The organism is Zooshikella ganghwensis, assembly GCF_018263875.1.
In the GTDB taxonomy this organism is placed as follows: Bacteria; Pseudomonadota; Gammaproteobacteria; order Pseudomonadales; family Zooshikellaceae; genus Zooshikella; species Zooshikella ganghwensis.
The window spans coordinates 88,033-100,833 of the sequence record NZ_JAEVHG010000009.1 but is presented as its reverse complement, the minus strand read 5'-3'; the positions used below and the strand labels follow the sequence as shown (position 1 = coordinate 100,833).

At 34.5% G+C, this 12,801-nt stretch carries 16 protein-coding genes; 10 read left to right on the top strand and 6 right to left on the bottom strand.

Translation table 11 applies throughout. The features are described from left to right. The first annotated feature begins 2 nt into the window (after nt 1-2). The 10 genes from KHS79_RS13870 to KHS79_RS13825 all read left to right on the top strand — a co-directional run bounded on the left by KHS79_RS13870 (nt 3) and on the right by KHS79_RS13825 (nt 7,041). The gene (locus KHS79_RS13870; RefSeq protein ID WP_094789208.1) at nt 3-1,307 is read left to right on the top strand and encodes a FliI/YscN family ATPase; all 1,305 of its coding nucleotides are present in this window, start codon (nt 3-5) and stop codon (nt 1,305-1,307) included. Between the two features lie 16 nt (nt 1,308-1,323). Then, nucleotides 1,324-1,788, top strand: coding sequence for a hypothetical protein (locus tag KHS79_RS13865; RefSeq protein WP_212719813.1), 465 nt, complete (start codon nt 1,324-1,326; stop codon nt 1,786-1,788). Nucleotides 1,789-1,790: 2 nt separating this feature from the next. After that, complete coding sequence (locus tag KHS79_RS13860) at nt 1,791-2,423, top strand: hypothetical protein (protein ID WP_094789206.1); 633 nt, start codon at nt 1,791-1,793, stop codon at nt 2,421-2,423. A gap of 85 nt (nt 2,424-2,508) precedes the next feature. Further along, nucleotides 2,509-2,916 (top strand): flagellar hook assembly protein FlgD, encoded by a 408-nt coding sequence (locus KHS79_RS13855; RefSeq protein ID WP_212719812.1) that lies wholly within the window; start codon nt 2,509-2,511, stop codon nt 2,914-2,916. A 10-nt stretch (nt 2,917-2,926) separates the two neighbouring features. After that, a complete protein-coding gene (locus tag KHS79_RS13850; RefSeq protein WP_094789205.1) occupies nt 2,927-4,099 on the top strand; it encodes a flagellar hook-basal body complex protein in 1,173 nt (390 codons plus the stop codon). A 2-nt stretch (nt 4,100-4,101) separates the two neighbouring features. Further along, nucleotides 4,102-4,842 (top strand): FliM/FliN family flagellar motor switch protein, encoded by a 741-nt coding sequence (locus tag KHS79_RS13845; RefSeq protein ID WP_212719811.1) that lies wholly within the window; start codon nt 4,102-4,104, stop codon nt 4,840-4,842. 17 nt (nt 4,843-4,859) lie between these two features. Further along, nucleotides 4,860-5,183 carry a FliM/FliN family flagellar motor switch protein gene (locus tag KHS79_RS13840; RefSeq protein WP_051311025.1) on the top strand — a complete coding sequence of 108 codons (324 nt, stop codon included), beginning with the start codon at nt 4,860-4,862 and terminating at the stop codon, nt 5,181-5,183. Next, on the top strand, nt 5,180-5,572 hold the full coding sequence (locus KHS79_RS13835) for a hypothetical protein (protein WP_094789202.1): 393 nt from the start codon (nt 5,180-5,182) through the stop codon (nt 5,570-5,572). The genes KHS79_RS13840 and KHS79_RS13835 overlap by 4 nt, the downstream gene beginning before the upstream one ends. Beyond that, the gene (gene fliP, locus KHS79_RS13830) at nt 5,569-6,309 is read left to right on the top strand and encodes a flagellar type III secretion system pore protein FliP (RefSeq protein ID WP_027707488.1); all 741 of its coding nucleotides are present in this window, start codon (nt 5,569-5,571) and stop codon (nt 6,307-6,309) included. Before KHS79_RS13835 ends, fliP begins: the two co-directional genes overlap by 4 nt. An 18-nt stretch (nt 6,310-6,327) precedes the next feature. After that, a complete protein-coding gene (locus KHS79_RS13825; protein WP_212719810.1) occupies nt 6,328-7,041 on the top strand; it encodes a sigma-70 family RNA polymerase sigma factor in 714 nt (237 codons plus the stop codon). Nucleotides 7,042-7,056: 15 nt separating this feature from the next. Here KHS79_RS13825 and KHS79_RS13820 read toward each other — a convergent pair whose 3' ends face one another. The 6 genes from KHS79_RS13820 to KHS79_RS13795 form a co-directional block, all read right to left on the bottom strand. Beyond that, nucleotides 7,057-7,386: a hypothetical protein gene (locus KHS79_RS13820; protein ID WP_094789200.1), complete on the bottom strand. Its 330-nt coding sequence runs from the start codon at nt 7,384-7,386 to the stop codon at nt 7,057-7,059. Then, nucleotides 7,376-7,984 carry a tetratricopeptide repeat protein gene (locus KHS79_RS13815; protein WP_094789199.1) on the bottom strand — a complete coding sequence of 203 codons (609 nt, stop codon included), beginning with the start codon at nt 7,982-7,984 and terminating at the stop codon, nt 7,376-7,378. The genes KHS79_RS13820 and KHS79_RS13815 overlap by 11 nt, the downstream gene beginning before the upstream one ends. 79 nt (nt 7,985-8,063) lie before the next feature. Beyond that, complete coding sequence (locus KHS79_RS13810; RefSeq protein ID WP_094789198.1) at nt 8,064-8,525, bottom strand: response regulator; 462 nt, start codon at nt 8,523-8,525, stop codon at nt 8,064-8,066. Between the two features lie 57 nt (nt 8,526-8,582). Continuing rightward, complete coding sequence (locus tag KHS79_RS13805) at nt 8,583-9,590, bottom strand: LacI family DNA-binding transcriptional regulator (RefSeq protein WP_027707483.1); 1,008 nt, start codon at nt 9,588-9,590, stop codon at nt 8,583-8,585. Between the two features lie 401 nt (nt 9,591-9,991). After that, the gene (locus tag KHS79_RS13800) at nt 9,992-11,392 is read right to left on the bottom strand and encodes a glycoside hydrolase family 32 protein (protein WP_212719809.1); all 1,401 of its coding nucleotides are present in this window, start codon (nt 11,390-11,392) and stop codon (nt 9,992-9,994) included. Next, complete coding sequence (locus KHS79_RS13795) at nt 11,385-12,755, bottom strand: sucrose-specific PTS transporter subunit IIBC (protein ID WP_094789195.1); 1,371 nt, start codon at nt 12,753-12,755, stop codon at nt 11,385-11,387. Before KHS79_RS13795 ends, KHS79_RS13800 begins: the two co-directional genes overlap by 8 nt. Between the last annotated feature and the right edge of the window lie 46 nt (nt 12,756-12,801).

The window sequence follows — 12,801 nt, the reverse complement described above, 5'->3', positions numbered from 1 at the left end:
AAATGCTCACTAGTCTAATAGAACAATTTGAGTCAGTCGTAACAAGAGCCTCAATAATTACCCCAATAGGCCTTGTTTCCCAAGCGCGTGGCTATGCTATTGAAAGTGATGGTCCTGATGCCGCACTGGGTGAGCTATGCACTATCACCAATCATAACCAACAGCCTATTTCGGCCCAGGTTATTGGATTTAATAATGGTAAACTCACATTAATGCCGTTTGGTCAAACTACTGGTATTCGGCTGGGTAGCCGTGTTATTGCTCAAGGGAAGTTTCCATCAATAACACTCAGCAATTCATTAATTGGCTGTACTATAAATGGCACTGGTGAACCGCTTGATGGTTCTGAAAAAATTGATATTGGAGAAAATATCAGCCTCGAAGGTGCTGCTCAAAATCCTTTACACCGACAGTTAATCGGTGAGCGCTTAGAAACAGGTATTCCCTTAATCGATATTTTTTTACCCCTTGGTAAAGGACAGCGTATTGGTTTGTTTGCTGGCAGTGGTGTTGGAAAAAGCACCTTATTGGGCAAAATCACCCAAACTCAGCTTGCAGATATCATCGTTATAGCTTTAATTGGTGAGCGCGGACGAGAGGTCAATGAATTTATCTTTCACACTTTAACTGAAGAACAACGAAAACGCGCAATTATAGTTGTTGCAACCGCAGATGAGCCCCCCATAATGAAAATTATGGCTGCAAATACGGCCATGTCTATAGCAGAATACTTTTGTAAAAAAGGCAAAGATGTCTTACTTGCGATGGACTCTATTACACGCCTCGCAATGGCACAAAGAGAACTAGGACTTATAGTAGGTGAACCACCGACATCCAGAGGATATACTCCTTCATCTTTCGCAACGATAGCCAGGCTCGCTGAACGCGCAGGAAACTTTAAAAAACAAGGCTCGATTACATGTATATTCAGTGTTCTTGTAGAGGGAGATGATCATAATGAACCTGTTGCCGATCATGTTCGCTCAATACTTGATGGTCATATAACACTGTCCAGAGAAACGGCTAATCGAAACCTTTATCCCTCAATTGACCTAATGCAAAGTGTAAGTCGACTTTATAACCGGCTCACATCAGATTACGAGCAGAATATCATCAATCGTCTTAGAAAATCATTGGCTGAATACAACCAAATTCGTGAGATGATAGAGCTAGGTGCTTATGAAAAAGGTAAAAATCAAGAACATGATCATACTATCTCTTTATACAAGAAACTTGAACCCATCCTCTATACAGATAAACATGCAGTAAGAGCTGAAGTACTCAAGCGTATTAGCAGCTACTTATGAACTGATAGTCCTATTAATGAAGCTAATATCAAGTAAAAAAATTACATTTATAAAGTACTTACTTTTGAAGTGCTCAGAGCGTACTCAGGGTTATGTACAGTTACTTGATCATCTTTCTAGGATGTTGAAATCAAATAGTTCTCAACTTAAAACCAATCAAGATCAAATAACATTACTAGAGAATATGCTAGATAGCATCTTAACAAGTCCTAAGCATTATCAAGCAGATAAGCATGAACAGTTGCTTGGCTACTACCATAAACTTTCTCTAAAGTCAGAACAGCTCTTATCAATCAAAGATAAGCTTAATAATGATTATAGATCTACTCATCAAATACTTTGCAAAGAGCTATATACCAAAACTAAACTGACTGAAAAGCTTGCAAACTCTATGAAAGAGAATCAGCTTTTTTTAGAAATCATAGATATCGAAGAAAATTTGGAACTTTATATTACTCAATCCTTTTATGTAAGTGAGTAACAGTGAAAGCCACAATACACAATAGTTTTAACCTGCTTAAGACATGTCACTCAAACACCCAAGAAAAGAATAAAAAGCAAAAAGTGCTACAACAATGGGAGGAAACTTTACAGTTTGTAAATAAATCTTCTGTAAACGATCAAAGCCGTCGTCTATCAAAAGAATCTCTTAGTAGTAAGCATATAAACGCGACTCTTCCCCAAGCAAATCTTGAATCTAAAATGGTACGTAATAATATAAATACAGGTTTTGTTGTTAGTAAAACTCAGATAGATGTTCCACTATCTAATAAACATATTGACTGTTATAATAGTGGACTGAAAAACCTTATATCAGACAGCAAAGCCGAAACAGGCTTACTGACTGTAAAAGATGCAGATATATTCGTTTCAAAGAGCAAAACAAGAGTAACAACAAAGCTTTCTGAAACAATGTCAAGACTGTTGCCTGTTGAAAGCGCAAAACTTTTATATGATAGCGACGGTAAGTTAAAGCTGTATATAAGAAATTATGTATCTCAAGAGTCCCAAGACAAAAAGAAACTTATTTCGAAGATTAAGTCTTTGAGCAAAGAGCTTAATGTAAAGATTGACTCTGTTGTAATCAATGGTGTCAATACAACTATTTCCATATAACGAAGTATATACCTAAATCAAAGGTATAACCTCGCTAATAATATATTCGTGAAAAGTATAAAGAAAAACTGGCAGTACATACACCATGACTATAGATGCAGTAGGACAAGTAAACTCAACCAATCAGTCTGTACAAAATAATACTATTAGTGTTGAAGAGTTTCTCAATGTCTTCATTACTCAGCTAAATTACCAGGATCCACTCAATCCTGTAGATAACCGTGAGTTCATGGCACAAATAGCTCAGTTTTCACAACTTGAGTTAGAGCGATCAACAAGAGATACCTTAACTGAACTTACCCAACTTTCAGCTAATACGCAATCTATTGGTTTAATTGGAAAAACAGTCGAAGCCGTATTTGATAATCAAAAACATGTAGGTGAAGTAACCACGTTACGCTTTGTACAAAATACTCCACTTCTCACCATCAAAAAAGAAGATGGTGAACTTGTTCCTGATATCAAACCATCAATGATTTCAATTGTTCGGTGATAACCAAGCAATGTCAACTTTAAGTATTCTTTATAAAAGTTTTTCTGGGTTACAAAGCTTTTCCCACTCTTTAAATAATCTTAGCCATAATGTTGCTAATATCAACACACCTGGTTTTAAGGGCACTTCTGTTCACTTCCGAGATATGCTATCAGACCAGAACAAAGGTGGTGGAGTTCATTACACAGGAGAAACCTTAAAACTAACTCAAGGTGATATTAGTCGTACAGGTCAGGACTCTCACTTAGCCATCGATGGTAAAGGCTGGTTTGTGCTAACTGATGGAGAGCGTGAATACTTTACTCGTGCAGGGCAGTTTGAGTTTGATCAATGGCAGTTAGTTGATAAGTCTACAGGATATAAAGTATTAGGTATTCGTGATGGAAATATTCAAAACTTCAATCTAAATCACTATAATATTAGTTCACCTCAATCAACTACAAGTATCCAACTCAAAGGTAACTTGAATGCAGGTGCTGCAACAGGAACAAAAGTTCCTGCAGAAGGTGAAGAAAAACTAGAAGCCGTTTATTTTAATAAGCTTGGAGAGAAACATACTCTTTATTTTAGCTTTACGAAAAAAACGGGTAATGAGTGGACTGTAGCAGTAAAAAAATCTGAAACTGAAACACTTGCAACTCATACGATAAAGTTTAACGGTAACGGCTCCCCGCATGCGGATAGTGCTAACTTATCAGTCAAAATTGATGACAACCAATCAATTAAACTAAATATAGGTCAGTCTGGTACTTTCGCTAACTTAACAGGCTATTCTTCAGCTAATTCATCTGTCGCATTCAATGCTGAAGATGGAAGAGAAGCTGGTCAGGTGAAAGGTTTATCATTTGACCATACAGGTAAACTGTCTGTTGAATACACAAACGGTGATAAGCAAGATACTTTACATGTACTATTAGCAAATTTACCTAATGATCAATATTTAACCTCTGTTGGTAATAGTATGTTTGTCTATCAAGAGAGATCTGAAATCGTTTATGGTCATGGTGGCCAAAAAATGTTTGGCACAATAAAGGGTGGCTCCATCGAAAAATCAAACGTTAATATGTCACATGAGTTTTCTGAAATTATTATAGTGCAAAGAGGTTACCAAGCTAGCTCTCAAGTACTTAGTGTAACTAATAAAATGATTGAAGAACTTTATAACAGTGCTCGAGGAAAATAGCATTGATTTATCCTCTAACACTCTATAGTAATGAACATTTATTTTCACTAGTGAGTCACTTTAACTCTCTTTATTCAAAATGGGTTAAAAAGTGGTTTATTTCATGTGATTCATCATTAGCAGTAGATATACCAACAGAGAGCTTATTACTTGATAAAAAAAATGAAATAAAGAATAAGTTTAACATTCCTTTTTACGGTTTTGATAACTGGAATAAAGTATTATACAGCTCTCTGTTTGAAGATGAATGTTCCAATGATCAACTTACACACCCTCTCTGTCAATCAATCCTTAATGAGTGTCTTTCAGACTTATTAACTGTTTTAAAGGTTAGCTCACTGAGTGATATCGATGTTGAGCAATCAAATATTCTGAAGTTTGGCAGTGGGTGGTTAACTATCAAGCTTTTTATATCGGAAAATAATTATTTTTCTTTACTCCTCCCTTCTTCGTTTATTAAACCAATTTTAAAGCTACCAGTAATAAAAGATAATAAAACTCAACTAACAAGTAGACTTAATACTATCTCAGATAAAACTATAATATTGAAAGCTACATGTGATTCTATTTCTTTAACAGTCAAAGAACTAAATAGCTTACGTACTGGTGATGTAATCTCATTAGATACTCTCTCTGGCAATACCCTTTTTCTCAAATCTCATGAGAAAAAAGAAGTTTTTACATGCAAACCATGTAGTGATAAAGATAATAAAGCTGTTTACATTGTTGACAAAATTTTATAGTTATTCCGAGGTTACCCATGAAGCATGAATCTATTGATTTATCTAAAGTAAGTTATACAAATAATGATACTCCTTCGCCCAAAGAGTCTCTTTTTGATAGAATTCAGCCATCTATTATTGAAAGCTTAAATATTTCAATCGAAGCAGAGCTAGGTTCTGCTGAAATGTCTGTTTCAGATTTTTTTGAACTGAAAAAAAATGATGTAGTTACACTTGATACATTAATTGATCAGCCTTTAGAGCTCAAGGTTAATGGACATACCATCGCAACAGGAGAACTTGTTGTTGTAAATAATAACTTTGGTATCCGTATTATTAATATTCTTGAGAATACTTTATGAAAAGCTTGTACGTTTTGGCTTTACTGTACTCTTTATCTACTACGGTTTTTGCCACAGTAGATAAAATACCAGAAAATAATGAAAAACTTGTTTTTAAGAGTGAGTCAGTAACTGAAAACTATAAGCTTACGCAGTATAGTGTAACTATTGGTGCCATTTTATTAATAGCAGGCATTCTCATCTTTTATAAAAATAAAATTTTACTAAAAAATAATAATCAAAGTACTTTTGATTTTAAAATCATTGATCAAAAGAAACTAGACTCTAAAAATACTATAACTATTATTAAGATAGAAAACCAGAACTTTATTGTTTCCCATAATAGTAATTATAATCAAATAGTACCTCTCTCCCAATCATCTCAGTCTATAAGTGATCAGACATCATGATTAAAAAGATATTCATCCTTTTAATCTTATTAAGTATTGTTCCAATTGCTAGCAGCTCAGAAGTTGTTAATATCTCTGGATTATCTATCGGCTTTGACAATACAAGTAGTGATCTTTCTTCACCACTTCAAGTAATTTTATTACTCACGGTTTTAAGCTTAGCACCAGCCCTATTAATGATGCTGACGTCTTTCACCAGAATAATTATTGTCTTATCAATGATGCGTCATGCTTTAGGTCTCCAGCAAACTCCTCCAAATAATGTATTAATAGCATTAGCATTATTTTTAACATTTTATACAATGCAACCTGTTTGGCAGCAAGTAAATAATCAAGCACTCCAACCTTTAAAAAATGGAGAAATTACTTCTATTCAGGCAGCAGAAATTGCATCTCAACCTATAAAGCAATTTCTGCTTAAACATACCAGAGAGCAAGATCTAGCAATGATTCTTGAGCTATCTGGTAGCGAAATGCCAAACTCTGTACAAAGTGTTGATTTAATTTCATTAGTGCCAGCTTTTTTATTAAGCGAGCTACAAACAGCTTTTCAAATTGGCTTTATCATATTTCTTCCCTTTTTACTTATAGATCTCTTAATTTCAAGTACATTGATGTCAGTTGGTATGATTATGTTACCTCCCATGATGATATCTTTACCAATAAAACTCTTAGTTTTTGTATTAATCGATGGTTGGTCATTAATCACTTACGCTCTCGTTGGTAGTTTTTTTTAGAGGCTTTAGTCTATTCTCATGACGACTAAAGACTCAAAAAATATTGATTTTTTTTGGAGGAAATATAAGCAAGATACTTGTAAAGAAAACTTTGATAAGCTCATTGAAATATATACCCCTCTCGTAAATAAAATTGCAAATATCTATTATAAAAAAGTCTTTATTTCAGGGATATCTTTGGATGACTGTATTCAATATGGATTTGTAGGCCTTATAGAAAGTATTAAAAACTATAATATAGATAAAGGCTCTAACTTTGATATTTATGCATCTTTACGAATTAAAGGTTCTATTTTGAATTCTGCACATACATTTTCTGAGTTTTCAAATTACTATCACTGGAAAAGAAAGCTTGAAAATCAGCATAATAATGCAATGTCACAATCTATTGTTAAATTAGACCTTGAAACAATTATTAATATTACTATAGACTTAGGAATCACATATTTTTTATCAAATGACTTTGAGTGTTTTATAGTATCAAGTGAAAGCAGTATCAATAATACAAGTAAAATAGATGCACCTCTAGCGGTATCTATATATCGTGCAATTGAATCTTTAGATGAAATATTAAAGCATATTATTATTCATCACTACTTACTTGATGAGTCTTTTCAAGAAATTGCTGATACTTTAAGCTATTCCAAAGCTAGAGTCTCACAATTACATAATATCGCAATATGTGAGATCCGCTCAAAATTTTTATCTCCTAACAAATACACATTAGTGTAAAAGTTACTTTTATAATTATAAGCCTTGTAAAATTTTTCTCAGCTCTATAAAACTACTATGTGTATCGATTATTTCATAGAATTTTTTTGTGACATTACTAATCATTCCTTCCGAAACACAATCTGCGCCTAGTTTTTCTAATAACAATACTGTCACAAGCTGTCTACAGAGTTCTTTATCAGATAATTCATTCAGATTTGTTTTTGAAAACTTTGATGCTAATACTTCATTTATTGACTCTTCTTGCTCAATTTTAGCCGAAAAATGATCAGTTCCACTTGATTTTCGATTGCTTAGTTTAGATAGTATACGAGATATACTATCTAACTTATTATCAATTTTCATTGCTATCTTGCTGATACTTCGATATAAATATCTTGTTTATCGCACTATCTTTATTTAATTTACTTTCCAGTAAGACTTCACTTTCATCTTTAAGATTCTGCTGTTCTTCCCTTATGTTATTTTCAGTAACTGTTTGTATTATATTTTCAATATCACCATTTAAAGGTTTATTTTCATTATTTGCTTCTATTCCTAATTCTAATTTTTCTATCCCTAAGCTAATATTTTCTTCCTGTAATAGTAAGAGACCCTCAGCAAATAGTTTTAAGTAATCTGTAGCATTACTTTCTTTCAATTCAAGCCACACAGTAGCCGCTTCTTCAATTTCTGATGTAGTCAAATATAACAAGCTTAACTGAAACTTTGCTATCCATAAGTTAGGATCTTTTTCTAATGCAATTTTCATTTCCTCAATTGCATATTGATATAGTCCTATTTCAGCGTGTTCAGCCGCCAACATATAATAATAAACTGCACGTTCTTCTTTTTGAATACATTCTTTCAATAGTATTATTGCTTGAGCATGATCTCCTTGCTCACTTGCAGAAAGTGCACAGTGGAATATCTCATCTAAATTCAAATTATCAGTAAACTTCATCTATAAATCTCACTTTTCTTTTAAAAGTATTCTATTCTAATAAGTTTAAATTTACAAAATGTAATAGTTTGTGTAAAAATCATAAACTATACCACTTAGACAAGCAGTACTTAATTTCCTCTAATCCTGGAGGGTGTTTCAAACAAGCATCAACAACACCAGACTTAATAAAGCCTTGCTGTTTTTCAACATCAAGACAAGCTGAGCAAAGTATTAATCTCATTTCATATAAAGCTGTGTCATTTCTCACATAGTGGCAAAAGTCAATACCATTTTTAATCGGTAGTTCTCTTAATTCGCTGTCGCGGTACAATTGCTTTTGTAACCTTTCAATTGTTCTTCTACTATAGAGAGGCATGCACCAGTCTGTAATGGCAAGATCAAACTTAAAAAATTTATTTCGAAGTAATGAAAGACCAATATTGCCATTTTCACATACAGTAATATTGGTAATAGAAAGCTTATTTAATATATTTTTGATTTGAGTTTGATATTCTTGTTGATCATCAATAATGAGAACAGACAACTTATTTACATTCATAAAAGTGTATTGTATTTCTTTATTTATGTTCTAATATACCCTTCTTTTTGGGTATACTTACCTGGATCGCCAACAGATTTTAGCAGGTATAGTAAACTGAGTCTGACTTGTTTCTTTACCATCTAGCAAGTTTTTTGTAATTGTATAAGCGGTATAAGCAAGAGAAGTACAGTCTTGTGCTACTGAATCTATATCAATGGGCAAACAATCAAGTATATGGTAGTCATCAAACGTTGCTATTCTTATATCAAAATCGAGTAATTGGTGATCACGTAAATAACGCAGAACCCCTTCAAGTATAGTATAGGATGCAGTGAATAAACTATAAGGTGGACGTCCTAATTCTTTTATACATTCATCCATCATTTTATAGCCTGATTGAGGCTGATAATCTGCATGCTTAATCCAGCCAGGTCTGAGTATTAAGCTTGCTCTTTTTAGTCCTAATTTATAGCCATCAAGTCGTTGTTTACTTGGTGACAGTTCTAACTGACCACCAAAAAAGTAGCATTCTTGTCTCGTATTTGATATTAGCTTCGTTACTACATCCGCAGTTGCATTACAGGCATCTGAACATACAAGTGGTAAGCTTGAGTTGCCGATCTGTCTGTCTAACTGGATAACTGGCAATTGATTTGTGAGTTTTATATAAAACTGATCATTGGTCATAGCAGAGCCCACAATGAGAGCATCTACCTGTCGTTCAACAAGGTGAGTTACGACTTTTTTTTCTAAACTTTGATCATCTTCTGAACAAGCAATAAGCAGCTGTAAACCATCTTCTCGGCAGTGCTTTTCAAGTTCTTTAGCTATTGAGGCAAAGCCTAAGTTTGTTAGATCGGGTATGACCAAACCTATGGTATAACTACGCTTGGACTTTAATGAACGCGCATGAATGCTTGGACGATAGTTATACTCTTCAACTATCGCTAACACTTTTTTACGGGTGGTTTCGCTAATTCTTAGTGCTTCAGCCTTTCCATTAAGAATGAAACTAACTGTAGATTTTGATACACCAGCTTTTTTCGCTATTTCTGCTAGTGTTATTCGCTTTTTCTCTTTCACAACCCACCTGGCCAGCCCTATGTGAGTCGACTATTTTATAACACATTAGTTTGATAGACGAATAAAAATAGCTATGATGGTCAGTTACCTTATTAAAACCCTTACCCCCATTTACACTGAAAGCCAAAGCTATACTGGAGACACCGCCATAACTTTAGATTGTATTAAGCTTTGTATATCAATTGTTAGAAAACTGGTAACTATTCACTTTTTAGTACATTACTCTTTGGAACAACATACATAAGAACTTACTAATACACACCTCGAACAAAAAATCTTGTGGGAATGAGTGGATATTAATATGTGACTGGGGTTGCAGTTAAATGCTCCTGCATAAACTGCATTCCCACCATCCTTGGTAGTCAAGAGCGATCAAATCACCATTTGCGAAAGCAATACGCTTACTTTGATAATTTCCAGTAGATAAGATGAATCATAGCCTCTCCATTGAAGCTAATGTTGGTACTTTCTTTATTTGAAAAAAAACGACTGCTGAGCACTGCATCACCATTATTGATGAATAATTCAATACTTGAACGATCAATTAATACATGTAATTCATCAAGAGTGCCTTGCCAAGTTCGAGACTCCCATGAGTGAGTACGCCAATTTTTTCTTTTTAATATTAACCCAATATTATTAACTTCTATTAAGATAACATCAGATAATTTTATCTGATAGTTAGCTTCTCCTTTTACTATCATTTCTGAGCTTATCATTGGAAAAGATGGTATATCATTAGCGATAGAGCTGCTTTCTATTTTATCGCTACGGAGATTTTTTAGTTCATCAACAGGTTGCTGACACAACTTGCCATTATTTAAAGTTAAGACTCTCGGGCAAGTCATTTGGTGTATCCATCCACTTTTTATGGTGGGATGATAAGCTTCATTCTCATCAGGTAACCCCATCCATCCTATCAGTATTCTTCTGCCTTGTTCATCTTCCATGGTTTGAGGAGCATAAAAATCAAAACCTAAATCCAGTTCTTGAAAAGCACCATGCTGGTAACTATTGGTTTGATAGTTAAGTTTCCCAATCACATAACCAGCCTGAAATAAGTTTGCAAAACACTCATATTGTTTCGTTAATCCCTGTGGACAAAATAGTAATACGTCTTTTCCTTTCAAATGAAAAAGGTCAGGACATTCCCACATATAACCAAAATCACCAAAGCCATTAAGCCTTGAGCCAGCCAGTTCACCTAAAAATATCCAGTTTTCTAAGTCGCTTGATCGATACCAGATCACTTTTCCTTGCTTGTGGATATCTTGAGCCCCCAAAACAACATAATAATTTTCTCCATACCGCCACACTTTTGGGTCTCGAACATGGCCTGTATAACCTTTGGGCAGAGAAATCACAGGGCCTAGCTTTTGAACACTGCCATCACTATTTAGCAAAGCAAGACATTGATAGGCTGTTCTCCCTTTCTTAAACTTAACATTGCCTGTATAAAACAGCTTTATCTGATCATTAACAACAATTGCGGAACCTGAATAACAGCCATGTGACTCATATTCTTCTTCTGGAATAAGTGCGGGAAAAAGATGTTTCCATGACACTAAATCTTTTGAGATCATGTGCCCCCAGGCTTTGATGCCATGTTCACATGAAAAAGGATTCCATTGATAAAATAGATGATAATTTCCTTTATGATGAACGAGACCGTTGGGATCATTAAGCAAACCAATGGGTGCAGAAACATGCCATTGAGGCCGATAATAATCAGCCTCAAGGAAGTGCATACCGTTCAATAAACTGGTAATAACCTTCTGATAATACTGTTCTTTTTTATACATTTTCGGTGTTATATTTCAGTAAGTAAGAAATAATAAATGAAACTGTAAACGCGATTATCATTCCAATAATATAATGTATTAAACTATTTGGTTGGACAATAGCCATACCAGGTAAACCTGTTAAACCAACAGCTGTCATACCCACTTTACTAAAGACTACATAACCTCCACCACAAGCCCCTCCTGCAAGTGCAGCAAAAAAAGGCTTAATAAATCGAAGATTAATTCCAAATATTGCAGCTTCAGTAATACCCAGCAATGATGAAACTGCTGAGGGAACAGCAATCGACTTAATTTTTTCATTAGTTGTTTTAAAATATACCGCAAGGCACGCACCACCTTGAGCAACATTGGCCATAGCCCAAATAGGTAGCAAGAAATTTATGCCAATTTCAGGATTTGTTAGCAAGCCAGCTTCAATAGCATGAAAACTATGATGGATACCGGTAATAACAATTGCTGAATAGCTACCCCCAAACAGTACCCCTGCAACCCAGCCAACATGCGTATACATTACGTTCAGAACCCATGAGATCCCATCACCAAAAGCTCTACCTGCAGGACCAATAAATATCATGGCCACAAAGCCTGTAATCACAACAGTAATAAATGGTGTCAATATAATATCTAAAGCATTTGGTACCACTCGCCGTATATTTTTTTCAACTACACTCATAAACCAGGTTGCGAGCACAACAGGAAAAACTGTTCCTTGATAGCCTATCATGGCAATGTCCATATTAAACAGCTGCATGGTTTCAAAACCACCTGCGACACTCCAAGCGTTTGTCAACGCAGGATGCGTTAAAATACCGCCTAATGTAGCACCTAAATAGGGATTACCACCAAACTCTTTTGCAGCAGTAAAGCCAATTAAAATAGGCAAAATAATAAACGCTGCTGAACTGAAAATATCCAGTAATACAAATAATGTACTTTGAGAGTCAACTAGATTATATGTTCGTAATGTACCCAGTAATCCCATTAGTAAGCCTGATGCAACTATTGCTGGAATAATGGGAACAAATATATTGGAAAGTGTTCGAGCAAAGCGTTGTATGATATTTTGTTTTTGAGAGGCTATAGAATTTACTTCACTTTTACTACTTTGTTCGATGTCAGTTTCTTTTATAAATTCATCATATACTTCATTAACCAACCCAGTACCAAAAATAATCTGAAACTGTCCAGCGTTCGCAAAACATCCTTTTACACTGTCAAGTCGATCAATTGCGACTTTATCTCCTTTTGTATCATCATGAAGAACCAGTCTTAAGCGTGTTGCACAATGTGTTGCACTTGCTATATTTTCAACGCCACCCAATAAAGGAATTAGTTTTTTTACAACCTCAGCAGTATTCATCAGGCTACTCCTCTCAGTCTGAAGTCGATTTAATTTTTTACTTTAA

Bases quoted from the DNA above. Each gene is read 5' to 3' on its own strand.
- KHS79_RS13870 (WP_094789208.1), top strand. From the start codon at position 3: ATGCTCACTAGTCTAATAGAACAATTTGAGTCAGTCGTAACAAGAGCC.
- KHS79_RS13865 (WP_212719813.1), top strand. From the start codon at position 1,324: ATGAAGCTAATATCAAGTAAAAAAATTACATTTATAAAGTACTTACTT.
- KHS79_RS13855 (WP_212719812.1), top strand. From the start codon at position 2,509: ATGACTATAGATGCAGTAGGACAAGTAAACTCAACCAATCAGTCTGTA.
- KHS79_RS13850 (WP_094789205.1), top strand. From the start codon at position 2,927: ATGTCAACTTTAAGTATTCTTTATAAAAGTTTTTCTGGGTTACAAAGC.
- KHS79_RS13840 (WP_051311025.1), top strand. From the start codon at position 4,860: ATGAAGCATGAATCTATTGATTTATCTAAAGTAAGTTATACAAATAAT.
- KHS79_RS13835 (WP_094789202.1), top strand. From the start codon at position 5,180: ATGAAAAGCTTGTACGTTTTGGCTTTACTGTACTCTTTATCTACTACG.
- fliP (WP_027707488.1), top strand. From the start codon at position 5,569: ATGATTAAAAAGATATTCATCCTTTTAATCTTATTAAGTATTGTTCCA.
- KHS79_RS13825 (WP_212719810.1), top strand. From the start codon at position 6,328: ATGACGACTAAAGACTCAAAAAATATTGATTTTTTTTGGAGGAAATAT.
- KHS79_RS13820 (WP_094789200.1), bottom strand. From the start codon at position 7,386: ATGAAAATTGATAATAAGTTAGATAGTATATCTCGTATACTATCTAAA.
- KHS79_RS13815 (WP_094789199.1), bottom strand. From the start codon at position 7,984: ATGAAGTTTACTGATAATTTGAATTTAGATGAGATATTCCACTGTGCA.
- KHS79_RS13810 (WP_094789198.1), bottom strand. From the start codon at position 8,525: ATGAATGTAAATAAGTTGTCTGTTCTCATTATTGATGATCAACAAGAA.
- KHS79_RS13800 (WP_212719809.1), bottom strand. From the start codon at position 11,392: ATGTATAAAAAAGAACAGTATTATCAGAAGGTTATTACCAGTTTATTG.
- KHS79_RS13795 (WP_094789195.1), bottom strand. From the start codon at position 12,755: ATGAATACTGCTGAGGTTGTAAAAAAACTAATTCCTTTATTGGGTGGC.